At 39.3% G+C, this 21,157-nt stretch carries 14 protein-coding genes and 1 pseudogene; 11 read left to right on the top strand and 4 right to left on the bottom strand.

Annotation, left to right across the window (positions count from 1 at the left end):
- The first annotated feature begins 99 nt into the window (after window positions 1–99).
- The 3 genes from ESZ36_RS05010 to ESZ36_RS05000 all read left to right on the top strand — a co-directional run bounded on the left by ESZ36_RS05010 (window position 100) and on the right by ESZ36_RS05000 (window position 4,198).
- Window positions 100–540 carry a hypothetical protein gene (locus tag ESZ36_RS05010; RefSeq protein ID WP_146784363.1) on the top strand — a complete coding sequence of 147 codons (441 nt, stop codon included), beginning with the start codon at window positions 100–102 and terminating at the stop codon, window positions 538–540.
- 284 nt (window positions 541–824) lie between these two features.
- A complete protein-coding gene (locus tag ESZ36_RS05005; protein WP_146784360.1) occupies window positions 825–2,306 on the top strand; it encodes a NarK family nitrate/nitrite MFS transporter in 1,482 nt (493 codons plus the stop codon).
- A 77-nt stretch (window positions 2,307–2,383) separates the two neighbouring features.
- The gene (locus ESZ36_RS05000) at window positions 2,384–4,198 is read left to right on the top strand and encodes a bifunctional protein-serine/threonine kinase/phosphatase (RefSeq protein WP_146784357.1); all 1,815 of its coding nucleotides are present in this window, start codon (window positions 2,384–2,386) and stop codon (window positions 4,196–4,198) included.
- An 84-nt stretch (window positions 4,199–4,282) separates the two neighbouring features.
- Here the strand turns inward: ESZ36_RS05000 and ESZ36_RS04995 are convergent, their stop codons facing one another.
- Window positions 4,283–5,434 (bottom strand): YbfB/YjiJ family MFS transporter, encoded by a 1,152-nt coding sequence (locus ESZ36_RS04995; protein WP_246128993.1) that lies wholly within the window; start codon window positions 5,432–5,434, stop codon window positions 4,283–4,285.
- A 235-nt stretch (window positions 5,435–5,669) separates the two neighbouring features.
- Here ESZ36_RS04995 and ESZ36_RS04990 point away from each other — a divergent pair, with 235 nt between their 5' ends.
- The 7 genes from ESZ36_RS04990 to glmS all read left to right on the top strand — a co-directional run bounded on the left by ESZ36_RS04990 (window position 5,670) and on the right by glmS (window position 17,077).
- Entirely contained in the window at window positions 5,670–6,470 is an 801-nt protein-coding gene (locus ESZ36_RS04990) for an AraC family transcriptional regulator (RefSeq protein WP_211357761.1), read from the top strand.
- Between the two features lie 392 nt (window positions 6,471–6,862).
- Window positions 6,863–9,466: a nitrite reductase large subunit NirB gene (gene nirB, locus ESZ36_RS04985; protein ID WP_146784354.1), complete on the top strand. Its 2,604-nt coding sequence runs from the start codon at window positions 6,863–6,865 to the stop codon at window positions 9,464–9,466.
- A 15-nt stretch (window positions 9,467–9,481) separates the two neighbouring features.
- Entirely contained in the window at window positions 9,482–9,838 is a 357-nt protein-coding gene (nirD, locus tag ESZ36_RS04980) for a nitrite reductase small subunit NirD (protein ID WP_146784351.1), read from the top strand.
- Between the two features lie 127 nt (window positions 9,839–9,965).
- The gene (locus ESZ36_RS04975; protein WP_146784348.1) at window positions 9,966–12,683 is read left to right on the top strand and encodes a nitrate reductase; all 2,718 of its coding nucleotides are present in this window, start codon (window positions 9,966–9,968) and stop codon (window positions 12,681–12,683) included.
- Between the two features lie 133 nt (window positions 12,684–12,816).
- Entirely contained in the window at window positions 12,817–14,190 is a 1,374-nt protein-coding gene (gene glmU, locus ESZ36_RS04970) for a bifunctional UDP-N-acetylglucosamine diphosphorylase/glucosamine-1-phosphate N-acetyltransferase GlmU (protein ID WP_146784345.1), read from the top strand.
- Between the two features lie 210 nt (window positions 14,191–14,400).
- Window positions 14,401–15,165, top strand: coding sequence for a DeoR/GlpR family DNA-binding transcription regulator (locus tag ESZ36_RS04965; RefSeq protein WP_146784343.1), 765 nt, complete (start codon window positions 14,401–14,403; stop codon window positions 15,163–15,165).
- A 79-nt stretch (window positions 15,166–15,244) separates the two neighbouring features.
- Window positions 15,245–17,077, top strand: a complete 1,833-nt coding sequence (gene glmS / locus ESZ36_RS04960; protein WP_146784340.1) for a glutamine--fructose-6-phosphate transaminase (isomerizing) — start codon at window positions 15,245–15,247, stop codon at window positions 17,075–17,077.
- Window positions 17,078–17,450: 373 nt separating this feature from the next.
- Here the strand turns inward: glmS and ESZ36_RS04955 are convergent, their stop codons facing one another.
- Both ESZ36_RS04955 and ESZ36_RS04950 read right to left on the bottom strand, forming a co-directional pair.
- Window positions 17,451–18,050 (bottom strand): helix-turn-helix domain-containing protein, encoded by a 600-nt coding sequence (locus tag ESZ36_RS04955; RefSeq protein ID WP_146784336.1) that lies wholly within the window; start codon window positions 18,048–18,050, stop codon window positions 17,451–17,453.
- Window positions 18,051–18,496: 446 nt separating this feature from the next.
- Window positions 18,497–19,456 (bottom strand): LysR family transcriptional regulator, encoded by a 960-nt coding sequence (locus ESZ36_RS04950; RefSeq protein ID WP_146784333.1) that lies wholly within the window; start codon window positions 19,454–19,456, stop codon window positions 18,497–18,499.
- Window positions 19,457–20,031: 575 nt separating this feature from the next.
- Here ESZ36_RS04950 and ESZ36_RS04945 point away from each other — a divergent pair.
- The gene (locus tag ESZ36_RS04945; protein WP_146784330.1) at window positions 20,032–20,721 is read left to right on the top strand and encodes a TorF family putative porin; all 690 of its coding nucleotides are present in this window, start codon (window positions 20,032–20,034) and stop codon (window positions 20,719–20,721) included.
- A gap of 55 nt (window positions 20,722–20,776) precedes the next feature.
- Here ESZ36_RS04945 and ESZ36_RS04940 read toward each other — a convergent pair.
- Window positions 20,777–21,015, bottom strand: a pseudogene (locus tag ESZ36_RS04940) (transposase); the annotation flags it as partial.
- Window positions 21,016–21,157 lie beyond the last annotated feature (142 nt).

Below are 21,157 nucleotides of genomic sequence, written 5' to 3'. Positions count from 1 at the left end.
ACGACCCATTTTAAAAGTCGCCTAGCCTTTCTTTTTCTAGGGCAATTTGTTTTAATGAAATCAAAAATAAACAACCCAATATAACTTAAAGATAATCTTATGAATAAACACACAAAACTTGCCTTTATGGTCGCACCTATTCTTGCCGTTGTGGGCTTTATTGCTGCCGATTATTATGAAGAGAATGAAGCTTCAGCAAATAAAATAATACAACTAGTGCCAGAAGGGCATTGTGATATTGCCAATAAAAATTGTGTACTTATCTCAGGCGAATTTAAAATAAATGTCTCTGACGAAGCTGGGGTTACTGAAGTTAATTCAACTTTTCCACTAGATAGTGCGACCCTGTTTTTAGTCGATAAGAGTGACAAGATGACACCGTATCCTTTAGGCATGAAAAAGAGCCCTTATTATTGGCGTAGTAATACACCTTTAGGTAATTTAGTGGCTAATAAAGGAGATAGTTATAAATTACGTTTAATTGCAAAAATTAAAGGTGGCCAGTACATAGGTGAGTTTTACACCCAAACAGTGAAATAACTGTCCTTACTTCGTCGCTTATAATGATTACTGTCAGGAGTAAAGCTGGCAGTGATAAGCTTAATTTAAGTCGATAAATCAACTCGTATTACCCAACGATCACCTTCTTACTGTATTGAATCTCCTGCACTGTCTAGGTGCGGACCCCCATAAAAAGTGCATGCCACACCTTCTCCCCTTAGTATGATTTCCACTAACTTCATGATACTTAAGCTTATAAAAAATTATTTATTACTGGCATTTTGCTTGCTCTATAAAGTTATATAAACTTTAAGGAGTAAACAATGAGTAGTGAAATTGGCATTAAATTATGGTCATTTACTGGGAAAATGAAAATCCTACATTTAAGTTGGATGGCCTTTTTTATCACCTTTATGGTGTGGTTTAACCATGCCCCCTTATTAGCGGTGATTGCGGATAGTTTAGGGCTGAGCAGTAGTGAAATAAAAACGCTGCTTATTTTAAACGTAGCACTAACCATACCAGCGCGCATTATCATTGGCATGTTAACGGACAAGTATGGCCCTCGGTTAACCTTTGCAGTGCTGCTAGCGGTATGTAGTTTGCCTTGTTTTATGTTTGCCTTAGCGCAAAATTTTGAACAAGCAGCCTTGGCTCGTTTTTTACTGGGCTTTATTGGGGCTGGTTTTGTTATTGGTATTCGTATGGTCAGTGAATGGTTTCCTGCCCATGAGTTAGGCACTGCAGAAGGTCTTTATGGTGGCTGGGGGAATTTCGGTTCTGCCGCAGCGGCAATGTCGTTACCCTTAATCACTCTCTACCTAGGTAAAACGTTCGGTATTGAAGATGCTTGGCGTTATGCTGTTGCCTTAACGGGTTTGATGAGTTTACTTTTCAGCTTCATCTGGTATACAAATGTTAGTGATACGCCTAAAGGAGCTACCTACTTTAAACCTAAGCAAACTGGCGCGATGGAAGTTACCAGTGTTGGCGATTTTTACTTATTATTGTTGATGAAGTTACCTATGTACGGTGCTTTAGCCTTGCTTACTTGGAAATTGTCACCGCAAGGTGTGAGCTTGTTATCGAGCAATCTGACCATAATTGCTTATGTATCTTTGGTTATATTATTTATTGCTGAAGTTTGGAAAACCTATCAGGTAAATGGTCATTTATTTACCGAAAAAGTTCCTGAAATTCATCAGTATCAGTTCAAGCAAGTGGCTGTGCTTAATGTTTTATATTTTGCTACGTTTGGCTCTGAACTCGCAGTAGTTTCTATGTTGCCATTATTTTTTGCTGAAACGTTTAGCTTAGACATGGTTTATGCAGGCATGCTCGCATCGCTTTATGCTTTTATGAACTTAATGTCTCGACCTGGCGGTGGTTGGTTAAGTGATAAATATGGTCGTAAGAAAACGTTGTTGATATTAACCGCAGGTTTAGCACTTGGTTATCTTGCCATGGCGTCAATTGATAGTTCCTGGCCGCTAATATTAGCCGTGATTACCGCAATGGCTTGTTCGTTCTTTGTACAAGCAGGAGAGGGGGCAGTATTTGCTGCAGTGCCATTAATTAAACGTCGACTGACAGGGCAAATAGCAGGTATGACTGGGGCATATGGTAATGTCGGTGCTGTGGTTTATTTAACGGTATTATCTATGGTCAGCTATCAAACTTTTTTCTTAGTGATTGCAGCAACAGCAGTATTAGGTTTTGTTACCTTGCTCTTTATGCAAGAGCCAAAAGGTTCTATTACCGAGATTCGAGAAGACGGTACAGTAGAGTTAATTAAAGTTAACTAAAGTTAATTAAGGGTGAATAACTCAATTGTTACCCGTTTAGTAAGCTTATGGTAACCAAAGCCATTTATAGGAAATAAATGAAAACTGATAGTAATGCACAAACACCGCAAGCAACTCATACGCCTAAGGTAACACCGGCAAAGTTACAGGTGTTATTGGGTGGTTATAGCAGCGCAGGTATAAAAGCAACCAATGAAGATGCTTTTGCATCCTTAGTGCCCAGTGATGCAGAATTGACTGTTAAAGGTGTTGTTGCGGTTATTGCTGATGGGGTATCCAGTGCTAGTAAAGCAGCAGAGGCGGCACAATTATCAGTGACACAATTTATTAACGACTATTACGCAACACCGCAAACCTGGTCAACACAAAAGTCTGCCAGTAAGGTGTTATCTAGCTTAAATCAATGGCTGTATGCGCAAGCTGATGCGGTATCGGGTTATACATTGCAATGGTTAACAACCTTTTCAGCACTGATAGTCAAATCGTCCACCGCTTATATTTTTCATGTCGGCGATACGCGTATCAGCCAGTATCGACAAAATGAGATCGAGGTACTGACTAAGGACCATCAACAAAAGCGGGGACCCTCTCATAGTGTGCTAACCCGTGCACTGGGAGCAGATCATCGATTGCAAGTTGATGTGCAGCAAGTTGCTATTCAAGCGGGTGATATTTTTGTACTTACTTGCGATGGCGTTCATGAATATTTATCGACACAACAAATTAAAAAAAAATTAAGCACATTAACGCAGTCACCTAGTACAAAAGCGTTAGAGAAAATGGCGCAATTACTTACGGAGTTGGCAATAGCAAATGGCAGTGAAGATAATGTCAGCTGTTTATTAGTTTATATCGGCGGTACGCCTAATAGGGCGTTAGTCGAAATTGAACGAGAGCTTTTAAATAAGGCGATACCACCTGCGTTAGCGGTTGGTAACAATATTGATGACTATGAAATTTGTAAAGTTATTCATGCCAGCATTCGGTCACATTTATATTTAGCGAAACACCCTAATGAATCTGAACCTTGTGTTCTTAAGGTTCCTTCACAAAACCTCGCTGATGATAGTAGTTATTTACAAGGTTTCATACGTGAAGCTTGGCTAGGGGAAAGGCTGAGTAATAGTCATGTGATGAAAATAAAACGCGGCAGCGAGAATAGTCGCTTTCTTTATCATATTTGTGAATATATTGATGGGCAAACTCTGGGGCAATGGATGTTTGATAATCCAAAACCTAATCTTGCCCAAGTACGCGATATTGTTGGGCAAATTATTATCGCCTTACGTTCATTTCAGCGCTTAGAAGTTATTCATCGGGATTTAAAGCCTGACAACATAATGATTGATGCCTACGGTAAAATTTTTCTCATTGATTATGGCACCGCACTTATTGCATCTCTTGCTGAAAATGATGATGTTGTTACCGAAACTGTGCCACAAGGCACATTGAATTATATCGCACCAGAAACCTTATTAACTTTACATGCAGACCATCAAAGCGATTTATTTTCCTTAGGTGTTATCACTTATGAAATGCTTTGCGGAGAATTACCTTACAAGCCGATGCAAAGAGCTGATATGCACAGCTACGCTGTTAATGACGAAAAAAGTCGCGTGGAAAATTATTCACAGTGGCAGTATCGTAGTATTAGACAATTTCGCAGCGATTTACCTTTTTGGCTTGATATGGTGCTGTCAAAAGCGACCCAAGCCGATCCTAAATTTCGTTTACAGGCGTATTCTGAATTTAAAGCTGATTTGAGCAAACCCACCGTCTCTGCATTGGAAGAATATAAAAGCCAGCCTATTTTGCAGCGTAATCCGGTACTTTTTTGGCAAGGTGCTACCGTGTTCTTCTTTATCTTATGGTTATCAGTGATATTTTTTTAATGGCAAGATTGTGATTATTTTAATCATTAATCATTAATCATAAATCATTAGGTATAGGCCTAGGCACTAGGTATTAGTTACTCTTTAAATCAACAGTTCTCTATTTCCTGACTTTAGGAGCGCCACTGCTCGCATCAATAAAGTGATCCCTACTAGCATTACAATCACAGTAATTATCAGTCCATCCGTGAAACTTCCACTTTTTTCGGCAATTATCCCAACCAGCGCTGGCGCGATAACCTGTGCGAGTCCGTAACTGAACGTGAGGTGACTCATCGCTCTGGACGCATTTTCCGGATAGAGGCGTCCTACCATCGACAGTGTCATACTAACAATGCCAATAAAGCTGAAACCGTATAGTACAGCACTGATAAAAACCACCGTAGCAGACGGGTCGAACAAGAGCAGAGCAGTACTCACCATGTTTAGGATGTAAGCTTGAAACAGTGATGACCAAAGGCCAACCTTTCTTACATAGATGTCCCACAACCAGCACCCTGGTGCAGCAGCAACCCCAACCACTAACCAAACTGCCCAGCCAAGGCCTCTCATTCCGGGAAGCAATTCAACTATTGCAATGAGGAATGTTGCCGTCACCACATACCCAAATCCGGCGCAAAAGTAAGCCGACTGTAAGGTTAGAAAAAACTGTTTTGAGGGAAGGGATTGAGCCTCCTTGTGCGCTGTGTGTTGTGTCCCAATTGTTGACTTAGCAAAGTCTGGAAACCAGAGCAATACAGGGATAATGAGGATAAGAGCAAATAGACCATAGATTAACCACTGCTGATCCCAGCTATATTCAATTTTTATGAGTTGGGCAGTAATCGCTGTCAGAACAATTCCGATCCCTAGGCTTGAAAAAAAAATACCAAGTTCAGCTTTTGCGTGATTGTGTCTGAGCCAGAGCATCAACAGCCCACCACCTAATAAAATACCAGCGGCACTGCTTAAGCCTGAAACATAGCGTAATAGATACCATAACCACTCATTTGTTGTCGCAGCCATGCACAGCGTAGTCGCGACAGCTGCTATTAAACCATAGCGATATAATTTAATTTTTAATTGAAGGTTATGCATGAAAGAAATGAGCAATGCTCCGCACAGATACCCAGCATAATTTGCGGCTGCCAAAAACCCCGCAACAGTCTCTGTAAGGCCAATTTCTTCGACCATTTCAGGCAACATGGGTGTATAAGCAAATCGAGCTATACCGACAGTGATCACACCTCCTGTCACACAGGCAAGCTGAACCTTGGATTGTTCTGATAATTTAATACGACATTACTCCTCAATTCGACAAGGAAATAATTATTCTCGTCAATCAATGTCTTGCCTAAAGGCGCTTCTAATGCCAGCTGAATCATGAATCTTCAAGTGGAATAGGTATAACCCTTAGGATATCTAATAATCGAAAGACAATCTCTATACACTATGACAACATATACATATAAAACGACAAATTGTGAAGTAGATGCCACATTATCCGACTGAACTTAAATTACTTAATTTGGAAAGCCTTCCTCGTGAGGTTTTTGCCCGCCAGCAGTATATGCCAGCAAGGCACTATTTCGCTTCGCATAAACATAGGTGGCATCAACTTTTGTATGCTATTTCCGGTGTGCTAACTGTCGACGTCGTTGGTGAAAGACTTTTCATCCCTCCTGAAAATGCTGTATGGCTACCCTGTGGGTGTACGCACAGTGTTTCAACTGAATTTGGCGCTGAATTAAAAAGCTTATACATTGATGACAGATACCAACAGCTGCCCACTGACAAAAGCTTGGTACTCAAAATATCCCCCATCATAAAAGCGCTGATCATAGAAGTTTCTACATTTGATGTTGAATACTCTATTTCAGGTTATGAAGAAGACGTTGTTTCTCTAATGTTGAGTACGCTGCCACGTTTAAAGCATGTTACTGAGCATCTTCCTTGGCCTAAATCATTTGAGCTTTTGAAAATGTGCAGTCAACTTTATGAGCGACCTGGAAGTAAGCAAACAACGCTGATGTTAGCAGAGGATTTAGCGATGTCGAAGCGAACTTTGGAGCGAAAATTTCATAGAGAAACAGGTATGACTATTCAGGCATGGAACCTCAGGCTCCGTTTTCTTAAAGCGATAGAATTACTGACTGCTGGCCATAGTACGACAAGTATTTCTTTGGATTTGGGGTACAGTTCTCTATCTCCCTTTATTTATATGTTCCGAAATATATCTGGCATGAGTCCTGGAGAGTATGTAACAAGCCTTTCTAATACAAAGGTAAAGTAATGAGCGTGTTCAACATAATTTCGAAATCATGAACCTAGTTATAGCTATTCAGTGACACCTTCATAATACTCAAATATTTACAGGTAACAGACTTACCACTTTCTATAACATATCGTGATTATCTCTATTTTCATTTCTCTTTCTTAAGCCCCTGCTCAGTTTGCTTACATTTTGTGATAATGCTGCACCGTCCGAGTGCTAAATAATATTCAGCCTAGTGCAAAGGGGTAACTCTTAATGATATTAAATTAGTTAAGTTATTGTTATAAATGTAAAAAAAATATTGGCATCTAGCTTGCTCTATTCAAAGCATCTTGAATAAAACCTTGTTAATAGTGTTTTTTTGCTAAACGGTTTTATTTTATTCCCGCATTTTGAGTAGGATCGTCCTTATGAATACAGATAAACAGCTATTAACTAAAACTAATATTGTTGTGGTAGGTAATGGCATGGTTGGCCATCACTTTGTTGAGGAAATGGCTAAAAATCCAAATTACCAAATAACAGTGCTCTCAGCAGAATCACGCTTGGCTTACGATCGCGTTCACTTATCAGAATATTTTGGTGGTAAAACTGCAGACGATTTAGCAATGACTACACCAGAGCATTATGAAGAGTTGGGTGTGAACTTTAAAACCAATGCGAAAGTGATCTTGATTGATAAAATAGTTCAATATGTCACGACTGAAAATGGTGAGACTTACCACTATGATAAGTTAATTTTAGCAACTGGTTCATACCCATTTGTTCCGCCTATTCCAGGAAAAGACCAAGATCACTGTTTAGTTTATCGCACCATTGATGATTTAGAAGACATCGCAAATAGCGCTAAAGTAAGTAAAGTTGGTGTGGTTATCGGTGGTGGTTTATTAGGGCTTGAAGCGGCAAATGCTATAAAGCAACTTGGTCTACAAACACACGTTGTTGAATTTGCGCCACAATTGATGGGCGTGCAAATTGATGGTGGCGGTGGTCGTTTACTCAGAGAAAAAATTGAAGACTTAGGGGTTAAAGTTCACACCTCTAAAGCCACTAACGTAATTGAAAAAGGCGATACTAGTCGTTATAAGCTTTGTTTCAACGATGGTAGTGAATTAGAAACCGATCTGATTTTATTCTCAGCGGGCATTCGTCCCTATGACAACCTAGCACGTGAGTTTGAGCTTACTTTAGGTGAACGTGGCGGTATTGTCGTTAACAACCAGTGTCAAACGTCAGATGAAAACATTTATGCTATTGGTGAGTGTGCTTTGTGGAATAACTTCATCTTTGGCTTAGTGGCTCCGGGTTATGCGATGGCTAAAGTTGTCGCCAAACACATAGATGGCATTACGGGCGAAAATGGAGATATTGCTGAGTTTACTGGTGCTGATATGAGTACTAAATTGAAACTGATGGGCGTAGAAGTAGGCTCAATTGGTGATGCTCATGGTAAAACAGCAGGCTCATTAACTTATACCTACGAGAATCAACCAGAAGGTGTTTATAAAAAAATCGTAGTATCTGCGGATAAAAAAGCCTTACTCGGTGCCGTACTTATTGGTGATACCAGTGAATACGATACCTTATTGCAATATATGCTTAATGCTATTGAATTACCTGAGTCCCCTGAAGGCCTTATTCTTCCTATGGCGGCTGATAAACCAACATTAGGTGTTGATGCTTTACCTGAATCAGCAACTATTTGTTCATGTCATAACGTCACTAAAGGCGACATCATTGCTTCTATTGACGCTGGCGCAACAACGGTAGGTGATGTTAAAAGCTGTACTAAAGCTGGCTCTGGTTGTGGTGGTTGTGCCGCTTTAGTTAAGAGTGTTGCCGATAACGAATTTGAAAAACGTGGTGTTGAAGTTAAGAAAGACATTTGTGAGCATTTCGCTTATTCACGTCGTGAAATATTCGATATTGTTAGCGTAGAAAAAATAAAAACTTTTGATGAGTTATTAGAGAAACACGGCAAAGGTTTAGGTTGTGAAATTTGTAAACCGGTAGCCGGTTCAGTTCTTGCGTCAGTATGGAATGATTACATTCTTAAAAAGCCCCATTTATCACTACAAGATACCAATGATACTTACCTAGGTAACATGCAAAAAGATGGGACTTACTCAGTGGTACCGCGTATTGCTGGCGGTGAAATAACCCCGGATAAACTTATCGTATTAGGCGAAGTTGCTAATAAATATAATTTATACACCAAAATTACCGGTGGCGCGCGTGTGGATCTCTTCGGAGCACGTGTTGAGCAATTACCGCCAATCTGGAAAGAATTAGTGGATGCCGGTTTTGAAACGGGTCACGCATACGGAAAATCATTACGTACTGTTAAATCATGTGTTGGCTCTACGTGGTGTCGTTACGGCGTACAAGACAGTATGTCTATGGCAATCGATTTAGAAAATCGTTACAAAGGCTTACGTGCACCACATAAAATTAAATTTGGTGTCTCTGGTTGTACTCGTGAGTGTGCTGAAGCACAAGGGAAAGATATTGGCATTATCGCCACGGATAATGGCTGGAACCTTTATGTCGCGGGTAACGGCGGTATGAAACCACGTCACGCTGATTTATTTGCCACGGATTTAGATGATGAAACCTTAGTAAAATATGTTGATCGCATTTTAATGTTCTACGTACAAACGGGTGACAGATTACAGCGTACTTCAGTTTGGATGGATAATTTAGAAGGCGGTTTAGCTTACTTGCAAGACGTGGTGATGAAAGACAGTTTAGGCATTACCGATGTGCTGGAAACGCAAATGGCGTCAATTGTTGGCTCTTATCAATGTGAATGGAAAACAACGATAGAAGATCCAGAAGCATTGAAACGTTTTAAACCGTTTGTTAACTCTGACAAAGGCGATAGCAATATCCAGTTTGTTACTGAACGAGAGCAAATTCGTCCGGCACGTGGCCAAGAAAAAATCGAAGTAACCCTGATCGATACTATCGAAAACGACACTGAGACAGCCGATGCATTAGCTGAAGAAGCTTAAGAGGAGCACAACAAAATGACTACAACAACGAACAAAGCATGGCGCACTATTTGTAACGCAAGTGATCTAGTAAAAGACTCTGGCATAAGTGCCTTAATTGCTGATGCTACAGGTGAAGATGAGCAAATAGCCATCTTCCATATTCCTAACAGCGAAGAGAAAATATATGCCGTTGGCAACTATGATCCTATTGGTCAAGCCAATGTATTATATCGCGGTCTTGTTGGCTGTATTGATGATGAACCGGTAGTTTCCTCTCCTTTATATAAACAACATTACTCTTTAAAAACAGGGCGCTGTTTACAAGAAGAACAAACTATTTCTGTTTACGATATACGGATCGAAAACGAGCAAGTACAACTTTTTTACTAGCGTCTATAGCTAATTTCCAACCTAACATTGTTGGGAATAGTTGAAGTAGGAAACTACATCAAACTTTTCCCGTCTTGTTATCTTGAAAATTATTCTATAGCCCAAGTTAATTTTTTTGGAGTTCAGTTTGAGCGATTTATTACCGACATCACCGCTTACCTCACCTGTAATTAAAACCGGTGAACCGTCACTTATTCAAAGTACTTGTGCCTATTGTGGCGTGGGTTGCGGTGTTGATATCAGCGTAGCAGATGGCAAAGCAACGTCATTAATTGGCTCAGCTGCCCATCCTTCAAACTATGGCAGACTATGTGTTAAAGGTAGTAATTTACTTAATACTATTGATTTAACGGGTCGCTTGTTAGCCCCTGAAATTGCAGGTGAGCAAGTAAGTTGGGATAAAGCGACTGATTATGTCGCTGAGCAATTTAACGACATCATAAAAAAACACGGTAAAGATGCGGTGGCTTTTTATGTGTCAGGACAGTTATTGACTGAAGATTATTATGTAGCCAATAAATTGATGAAGGGTTATATCGGTTCTGGCAATATTGATACTAACTCTCGACTTTGCATGTCGTCAGCGGTTTCTGCTTACAAACGGGCGTTTGGCGAAGACGTAGTGCCATGTACTTATCAAGATTTAGAGCAAACTGACTTATTATTACTCACAGGCTCAAACGCAGCGTGGACGCATCCTGTTTTATATCAACGTATTGAACGAGCTAAAAAAATAAATCCCGCAATGAAAGTGGTGGTGATTGATCCGAGAAAAACGGCTACCTGTGAATTAGCTGATCATTTCATTCAATTAAAGCCAGGGTCTGATGGCGCCTTCTTTAATGGACTCTTGAATTTTTTAAGCGAAAACCAAGGCTTAGATAGCGATTACATTGAACAACACACTGAAGGTTTTGACCAAGCACTTAGACAAGTAGTTAGTTGGACAGTAACCAAGGTTGCAGATTTTTGCCAAGTGAACGTTGAAGAACTAACTGCCGTTTATCATCTGTTCTGTAAAAGTGAAAAAGCGATAAGCTTTTATTCTATGGGCATCAATCAATCCTCTTCAGGGGTAGATAAATGCCAAAGCATTATTAACTGTCATTTAGCCAGTGGTAAAATTGGTAAAGCAGGCAGTGGCCCTTTCTCTATCACAGGACAACCTAATGCCATGGGCGGCAGAGAAGTTGGCGGATTAGCCAATCAACTTGCTGCGCATATGGATATCGATAATCCACAGCATCAAGACAAAGTTCAACGTTTTTGGCAATCACCTACCATCGCTAACAGACAAGGCGCTAAAGCGATTGACCTGTTTGATAAACTTGCCTCAGGTGAGATTAAAGCTGTATGGATAATGGCAACCAATCCAGTGGTAAGCCTACCTGATCGCGCTAAAGTCATTGCTGCGTTGAAAAAATGTGAGCTAGTAGTGGTGTCGGATTGTGTTGAGCAAAACGATACCTTGGCTTTTGCCGATGTAAAATTACCTGCAACGCCGTGGTTAGAAAAAAATGGTACGGTCACTAATTCAGAGCGCCGTATATCTCGTCAACGTAATGCAGTATTACCAGCAGGACAAGCCAAACATGATTGGCAAATTATCCAAGACGTTGCGACCAAAATGGGTTTCAGTGGTTTTGATTTTGATGACGTTAGTGATATTTTTAAAGAACATGCACAACTAACTCAATTTGAAAATAACGGTGAGCGATTGCTTGATTTAAGCGGTTTAAGTCAATTAACAACCAAAGAATATAATGAACTGGCGCCAATACAATGGCCCATTAATGAGACCTATCCTGAAGGTTGTGCTCGCGTTTATGCTGACGGAAAATTTAATACCCCATCAAGTAAAGCGCAATTTATTCCGGTGACACCACAATTACCGCTACAACGCACTTCAGTAGAGTTCCCGTTTGTATTAAACAGTGGCCGACTGCGTGACCAATGGCACACCATGACACGTACCGGTAAAACAAATAAGCTTTCAGCGCATACTGACAAGCCTTATTTATATTTACACCCTAAAGATGCGCAAGAATTAACTGTGAAAAATGACGATATGCTGTCGATCACCGCAAGTACAGGACAAGCCATAGCGCATGTGAAAGTCGATGCAAAGCAGCGCTCAGGTGAATGCTTTATGCCAATTCACTGGAATAAGAACTATGCCTCACACGGTAATGTCAGTGATTTATATCAAAGTATTGTTGATCCTCTTTCCGGTCAAGCTGAGAGTAAACACGGTGCAGTCGCCTTATGTAAAAAAACGTATAAGCAATATGTAAGCGTACATACCACCAGTAACGTTACACTCAGTGCTGACTTTTGGGTTAAAAGTACAACCGCTTATGGTGATTCTTATCAAGTTGCTTTAGATGAACCAACTATTGATGCTTTGCTATGGTGTCAACAAACAAGTGCTTTATCAGGGGAGTGGCTAACCTTTAACCAAGAAGGACAGTCTTATATTGTTTGTTTACAAGCAGGTAAACTTGTCTTTTTAAGCTATTTTTCAATAAACTGGCCTGAAATAGAGCCGGCATGGCTTGAACATGTTTTTAGTGAAGAAAAGCTAGCGTTTGCCACCATTCAGTCGTTATTACTTGGTATTGCTAGTGATGAGTTCAACCAAGGAAAGCAAGTCTGCAGCTGTTATAATGTTGGCGAAAAAACCATTAATAAAGCAATAGCGCAAGGCTGTAACAGTGTTGATGCTTTGGGTGAAAAATTACAATGCGGCACTAAATGTGGATCTTGTAAGCCTGAATTAGCCAGTTTAATTAGCCAATACAAAGCAGAGGCTATTGAAGCCGTCACACTATTAGCCGTAGGTTAATGCCTTTATCGTTAAGTTAGTAAACAGCTATAGAACAACTATTTTAATGCTGTAAGGTTAACAACCACTAGCCTAAGCAGTACAAACTTGGTTACAATACGCGCTCTTAAAATGCTCAATGAATGGATTTATCATGTCACTTTCTGTCGTTATTCTTGCCGCGGGTAAAGGTACCCGTATGCGCTCTTCTTTGCCAAAAGTACTTCATAGCGTAGCTGACAAGCCTATGGTTGGTCATGTTATCGACAGTGCTCGCCAACTTGGCGCAAGTAATATCTATGTAGTGTATGGATTTGGTGGCGATGTATTACAACAGCGTATTACCGGTGACGATTTAACGTTTGTTGAGCAAGTTGAACAACTTGGTACAGGCCACGCCGTAGATCAAGCTTCACCATTTTTAACGGATGATGAAGATGTATTAGTACTTTATGGTGATGTGCCGTTAACTAAAGTCTCTACGTTAGAAAGTTTATTAGCCGCTAAACCAGAAAATGGTATGGCGCTATTAACGGTTCATCTAGCTAATCCAATGGGTTATGGCCGTATCGTTCGTCAAGAAATCTCAGGACAACAGCAAGTTGTTGGTATTATTGAGCAAAAAGATGCCAGCGCTGAGCAACTAAAAATTAATGAAGCCAATACCGGTATTTTATTAGCCAACGGTGGTGATTTAAAACGTTGGTTAAGTAATTTATCTAGTGATAATGCTCAAGGTGAATACTACCTGACTGATATTATTGCAGCTGCTCATGGTGAAGGTAAGGCTATTGCTACTGCGCACCCTGAAACAGAAATAGAAGTTGAAGGCGCTAATAATCGTGTGCAATTAGCCACGTTAGAGCGTGCTTACCAAGCAAGAATCGCAGAAGAGCTGATGATAGCTGGCGCCAGTTTACGCGATCCAGCACGCATTGATGTCCGTGGGTACTTAACCACAGGCACTGAAGTGAGCATCGATATTAACTGTATTTTTGAAGGTGAGGTTAGCCTTGCTGATAACGTGCAGATAGGTGCGAACTGTATTATTAAAAACAGTAGCATTGGTGCTAACGTTGAAATTAAGCCAAACAGTATTATTGAAGATACGGTTATCGAAGCCGATTGTTCGGTAGGTCCTTTTGCTCGCCTTCGTCCGGGTTCAGTAATGAAGCAAGACTCACATGTGGGTAACTTTGTTGAAATGAAAAAAACCACCTTAGGTGCTGGTAGTAAAGCAGGTCACTTAAGTTACCTTGGTAATGCAGAAATTGGCACTAAGGTGAATATTGGTGCGGGCACTATTACCTGCAATTACGATGGCGTAAATAAATCAACCACCGAAATTGGTGATAATGCTTTTATTGGCTCTAATAGCTCATTGGTAGCACCAGTCACTATTGGTAATTCAGCAACTGTTGGTGCGGGTTCAGTGATTAGCAAAGAAGTAGAAGATAATGATTTAGCACTAACTCGAGCCAAACAACGTAATATTGCTGGTTGGCAGAGACCTGTTAAAAAGAGTTAATTACCAAAAGAGTTAACCCCCGTTATTGAAGGCGTTATTTTTATAGCGTCTTTTTTATGACTAAATTTTGTGCGTGATTTATTACGAAAAGCGAACTATAAATTGCATTATCTTTCGGTATGAAACATAATACGGCCAATAGCGAAACTAAGTTACGCAATTCGAAACTATTCGAGATAAATTAATCATATAAGTAAAACATAAAATCCTATGTCGAAACGAAATACCCAACAACGTCGCCATAATATAATTGCTGACTTAAATGCTCAGGGTGAAGTGAGCGTTGACAGCTTAGCCAAGCAGTTTGATACTTCAGAAGTCACCATCAGAAAAGACCTCGCAGCCCTTGAAACAAGTGGCTTATTGCTCAGACGTTATGGCGGTGCGGTTGCTTTGCCAAGTGAAATAACTGAAGCAAAGGTAGATCAACTTTCTCAACAAAAGTTACATATTGCCAAAAAAGCGGCCATGCTTATTCGTGATCACAATCGTATTATTATCGATAGCGGTCAAACTACGTCTGCTTTAGTGAGCGAATTAGCGAATAAGAAAGGTTTAGTCGTTATGACTAATGCACTTAGTATTGCTAATGAGATTCATGCATTAGAAAATGAACCAACATTATTGATGACCGGTGGAACTTGGGATGCTACCTCTGAAGCTTTTCAGGGACAAGTCGCGGAACAAGTTTTACGATCGTACGATTTTGACCAACTATTTATCGGTGCTGATGGTATCGATATCAAGCGCGGAACGACTACTTTTAATGAGTTAATCGGCCTGAGTCGAGTAATGGCTGAAGTGGCTCGTGAAGTTATAGTGATGGTTGAATCGGCAAAAATAACGAAGAAAATCCCTAATTTAGAACTCAATTGGCAGCAAATTCATACAGTGATCACAGATGATGGTCTCTCAGACGAAATGCGAATAGCCTTAACTGAGCAAGGCGTAAAATTAATTATCGCCAAAGGTTAACGCTCTGACTTATGAAAGTTAATGACGTTAACCAAGCTCAAACAATCAAATACGTAAAAATGAAAAAGGAATCAATATTATGTGCGGTATAGTCGGTGCAGTAGCACAACGCGATGTAGCAGATATTTTAGTAGAAGGTTTAAAGCGATTAGAGTATCGCGGTTATGATTCTGCCGGTGTTGCAGTGATCAATAACAATAACGAACTACTAACAACAAAACGTTTAGGTAAAGTACAAGAACTTGCCCAAGCATTAGAGCAACAACCTGTAACAGGTGGTACCGGGATAGCACACACACGTTGGGCCACTCATGGTGTTCCAAGTGAAGTGAATGCTCACCCACATGTCTCTAATAATACTATTGCGGTAGTACATAATGGCATTATCGAAAATCATCAAACCTTACGTAGTCAGCTACAGGGTTTAGGTTATGAATTTCTATCGCAAACTGATACTGAAGTTATTACTCACTTGGTTCATCATGAATTAAAAACCAGTGATACTTTATTATCAGCAGTACAGAAAACAGTTAAGCAGCTTGAAGGTGCATATGGCACTGTGGTAATGGATAGTCGCGATCAAGACAACATTATTGTTGCTCGCTCTGGTAGCCCGTTAGTTATCGGTTACGGTTTAGGCGAAAATTTCATTGCTTCAGACATTATGGCATTACTACCTGTAACGCGTAAATTCTCTTACCTTGAAGAAGGTGATGTTGCACAAATTAGTCGATTCAAAGTAAGTATCTTTGATACCAATGGCGAGCCTGTTGAGCGTGAAGCGAAAGATGCTAACGTTTCCCACGACAGTGGTGACAAAGGTGAATATCGTCACTACATGTTAAAAGAAACTTACGAACAACCTACTGCTATCCGTAATTCATTAGAAGGTCGTTTAGTGAATGGTATGTTAGATATCAATACATTTGGCGAAGGCGCCGATGAGATATTTAAAAATGTAGAGCATGTACAAATTATAGCTTGTGGTACTAGTTACCACTCAGGCATGGTTGCAAGATATTGGTTAGAAGAGCTTGCCGGTGTTTCTTGTAATATTGAAATTGCCAGTGAGTTTAGATACCGCAAATCTTTTGTACCTAAAAACTCTTTATTGGTTACTATTTCGCAATCTGGCGAAACCGCTGATACTTTAGCTGCTTTGCGTTTAGCGAAAGAAATTGGTTATCAATCTAGCTTAGTTATTTGTAATGTTCCTGGTTCATCATTAGTACGTGAATCCGATCTTGCCTTTATGACTAAAGCGGGCGCTGAAATTGGCGTAGCATCAACCAAAGCGTTTACTACTCAGCTTGTTGGTTTATTAATGATGACCGTAGCTATTGGCCAGCATCACGGTATGTCTGATGAGAAACAAACCGAAATTACTCAATCATTAATGTCGTTGCCGGCAAAACTTGATGAAGTATTAGCACTTGCTTCTTCAATTGAAGATTTGGCTGAAGACTTTGCAGATAAGCACCATGCATTATTTTTAGGTCGTGGAGACCAGTACCCAATCGCAATGGAAGGCGCACTCAAGCTTAAAGAAATTTCTTATATTCATGCTGAAGCGTATGCTGCTGGTGAATTGAAACATGGTCCATTAGCGCTTATTGATGCAGAAATGCCGGTAATTGTTGTAGCACCAAAAAATGATTTAATTGAAAAACTTAAATCGAACGTTGAAGAAGTACGAGCTCGTGGCGGCTTAATGTATGTCTTTGCGGATAGCGATGCTAACTTTGCTAGTGATGACACCATGAAAGTGATTAACGTGCCTGTGTGTGATGATATTATCGCACCTATCGTTTACACCCTACCATTACAGCTACTTTCTTATTATGTAGCGATAATCAAAGGTACGGATGTGGATCAACCACGAAATTTAGCAAAATCAGTTACTGTAGAATAATAGCTTCACAATAAAATGGTGGCCGAATTATTGATAATTTTTAATACCAGTTCTCAATAATTCGAATTTAACAAAGCGACTTACTCACAGAGTAGTCGCTTTTTTATTCTTTGATAAATGAAAAAATTTCCAATTCAATATTTGTAGTTGTGTATAAACGTTTGCTCTGTAGTGACTAAATTATTTTGGTCACTAATTTATAGCTTCTATTTCACTTTGGGGCATAAAGTGTCTTCTAACTTTTACGTGTTCTCAAGTTTAAAGCTTGCTTAGATTTACAATCTAACTATAGTTGTGCTTTGATATTCTTATATTGTAATCACAAATGCTAGATTGAATCGATAGTATATTCATTACTTGTATTATGTCGAAGCTACTTTGCGGTGATCCAGAGAATTTTCGCGTCATTTTCACTTACAGAAATAACCAAATGCCCCATCATGGCGTCATAATATACGCTATCCCCCTCTACTAGGTTCACTGGCTCATAAGATTCTGTAAGCAATTGGACTTCACCTTCAAGTACCAATAAGTATTCTTCACCACTATGGCGTACCCATTCACCAAAATCATCAAAGCTACGAGCATGAACTCTACTCTTGTATGGAATCATTTTCTTATTGCTAAATTGCGTAGAAAGCAATTCATGTTTATAGGTTGATGTGAAATGATATTCACCTTGATTATTCATTGTTATATCACGGCGACCAGAAGCTAAAGTCATTTCGGGTTTAGAGAATAATTGTGGTAATTCGATATTCAAACCCGTTGCCAATTTTTGCATCACGGTAAATGTTGGAGATATTTGTTCATTCTCAATTTTAGATAAGGTAGAAGGCGCCAATCGAGTAAGATTACCCGCTTCTCTGAGGGTTAGTTTATTCTTCATCCTGATTGACTTTAACTGGGCTCCGATACCAGAATAGCTTACCGGACGTGCTTCATTGCTCCTCTTCGCTAACGTTAATAGCATATATATCCCCTTTATCTATTTACTCTTTATTATTTTTAATCTTTTTGATGTATAGGTTTTATTTATGCTAAGAAAAAACTTCATAGTTTGATTAAACCATTAAAAGCCGAGGCTCACTTGGATCCTCGGAAAAAGTGCATTTCGGAAGATACTCAATTTAAGTTCAAGAAGTTAACAGTTTATCAATCGGAAAGTATCAGCAACCAAGTGACATCCTTCTAAAACTAATTGAATAATACTTATATAAAAGATGACTGCAAATACAATTAGATCTTGCAATATAATAGTATTGGAAAAGCTAATACCTACGATACTTTACCGAGTGGGGGGACATACATTAAGCTTTATTATATTTAACAAAAAGTCTCTACATACTGATGTTCAGCTCTTGTATATTTAAATATAGGGAAGATATTTGGGGTGATTAAAACTAATCTACAATTAACTTAGTCCCCTAGTGTAAGTAAATTTTTAAGCCATGGTTTTTTATCAGACATCTCCGAAAGAAAATCTTTTTCTAATGTACCTATGATTTCTCTGGCCATTTTTTTAGGAAGGTCTCCCAGTTCACCTTTACGGGCAGTTAAAGTAATGGAACGATAAAGCGGGTCTACTGGTAGTGGAAGAATCTGAATCTGATGTAGTTTAACACCACTTTGAAATAGACATAATGGTGTCGTAACTGTCCAACCCAGGCCAGCTGAAACAGCAGAAACTACAGCATAGGAATTGTCAAGTTGCAGTCGCTCAGGGGGCTCTACATGCATAGAACGAAGATGGCGCTCAACTGATCGCCCAATTAATGAGTTAGAGGAGTAGCGAATAAAGTCTAGCTCTGTGAGTAATTTACTTAAATCTCTTACCTGCTTTGTGTAATCATTGGGCAGAGCGAGTATGAAAGGTTCACGTAAGATACGGAAACGGCATAAATTATCAGAATCTTCAAGGGCATCATCAGATATGATTATATCCGCATTTCGAGAAAGTAATGAATAGCCATGAAGATGAGACCGTCCAGTGCTTATTGACCAGTCTTTTGCTCTCTTTGATACAGTATCTACTAATGCTCGACCAACAGAAGTTACCATGGAGTCTACTACTGAAATATTAATATGGCGTAACTGTGAGTAATCAGCTTGCTTGATCGCGAGGCTTGTTTTTCTAGCTTCTTGAAGCAACAACTCGCTGCGGTCATAAAGAAAGCGGCCTGCGGTGGTAAGTTCTATAGGGCGAAGAGAGCGATCCAATAGTTTGGTATCTAGCGAGTCCTCTAAATTAGAAATAGTTTGGGAGATAGAGCTTTGAGTTATACCGAGTAGATCTGCTGTCTGGCTCATATTGCCACTTTTAGCAACATGAGAAAAAATGTTTAAAGCACGAAGATCAAATTCGAAAAATGAAGCCATATACTTTCCTATCAGTAAAATTTAACTAAACGGCAGTCTATCACTAGTTAACTAATGAGTCTCAGGAACCTTTGCGTATGTCTGAACTTGGAAGTGTTTTGAGTCAAGTCTTGTTGTAATCTCAGGTGCCTTACTCTTAAATAAATTTCCACTATCAAAAATATTCCATTATAACCGATTTTAATTAAGGACTACTTTAATAGTCATTATGTTATTTTTAGGCTGTATTTTAGGTTATGTGACAATTCTCATACCATCGGACAATCCCCTTGTTGCAGGGGGCGTTTTTAAGTCGTACATGAATTCAAAAGGATACTCAAATAATTTACCTCTTTTAGTTTTTCGGAAGCACGTACTGAGAAGTAGTAATTTACATAATTACTACTTCTAATAGTGTTTGATTATCATAATTGATACGTGTTGAAAAGTGCAGTTTACCAACATATAAATACACGCTCGTTGGTAATATCGTCATCGTTGAAGTACGCAGGTTTAATATGCGTTTGGTTAAACACTGTGCACATTAAGAAAAATAAAAACTATAAAACAGAAATAAAACAATAAGGTGAAAAAAAATGAATATCTTTAAAAAATCATTAATTACTCTATGCTTACTGGCAGGTACTCAATCAGCACTTTTTTCTACTCAAGCATTAGCAGTAGAAGGCTTATCTGCAAATGTTGCTGCCACTTCTAATTACTTATGGCGCGGCCTTGAACAAACTGACGGTTCGGCCGCTATTTCAGGTGGTATTGACTATGCTGCTGACTCAGGATTCTATGCTGGCACATGGGCTTCAAATGCTTCATGGGGTGACATGAAAACTGAACTAGACCTTTATCTTGGTTTTGGTGGCGATATAAACGAAAACGTTTCTTATGACATAGGTTATGTTTATTTTGCATTTCCTGATTCTATTGCTGATGAAAACGATTTTTCTGAAATTTACGCAAGCATCTCAACTGGTGGTTTTACTTTTGGTGTTGCTGTTTTAGCAGACTCTGAAGCTGGTGGAGACGGTGCTGAATTTGGTGATTCTGTATACGCCAACCTCGATTATTCAATAGCTCTAAAAAATGGTGCTGAAGTGGCTTTACACATTGGTGACTACAGTGGTGATTTCTCAACTGATTCTATCGATTTTGGCGTATCAATCAGTAAAGATGGTTTCACTTTAGGTGCAACTAAAACAGATTATGATGATGGTGTGGATAGCAATGACATTAAATTTTATGTTTCTTATGCTGTAGATATTGATTTATAACCTAAGCCTACTAGATTTAAAAAAAGCCTAAATGATTATTTAACCCCAGATCGGGTTAAGCGATAACCATTGATTTACACTCTACACCAGTAATATTAAGTGTTGGCTTATTGTCCTTTAGGCAATAAGCCACTACCCAGCAAGTAAATTCAGTATTAATCCATTAGGGCTACGATGAAGAGAGTGCTCTATTTGAGATATATTCCTTAGTTGGACATTTATTCTTTCAATGATGAACCTTCTCGAAAGCATAGCACTATCCCATAAAGGCATCGCTTTAGCGTTCATATTTCTTGATTAAGTATTGTTAGCCATTTCAGTTGTTAGAAGGAGGTACTATTTTTAGATCGTAATTTGAAAATATAAGGCTGTAACACTGTTTTTAAAATTGGTCAGGTTAGTGCTTGAATACGAGCATTAACCTAACTTTATTTTG

It is taken from the genome of Colwellia demingiae (assembly GCF_007954275.1).
GTDB lineage: Bacteria > Pseudomonadota > Gammaproteobacteria > Enterobacterales > Alteromonadaceae > Colwellia > Colwellia demingiae.
This window is presented reverse-complemented; position numbering and strand designations above follow the sequence as displayed.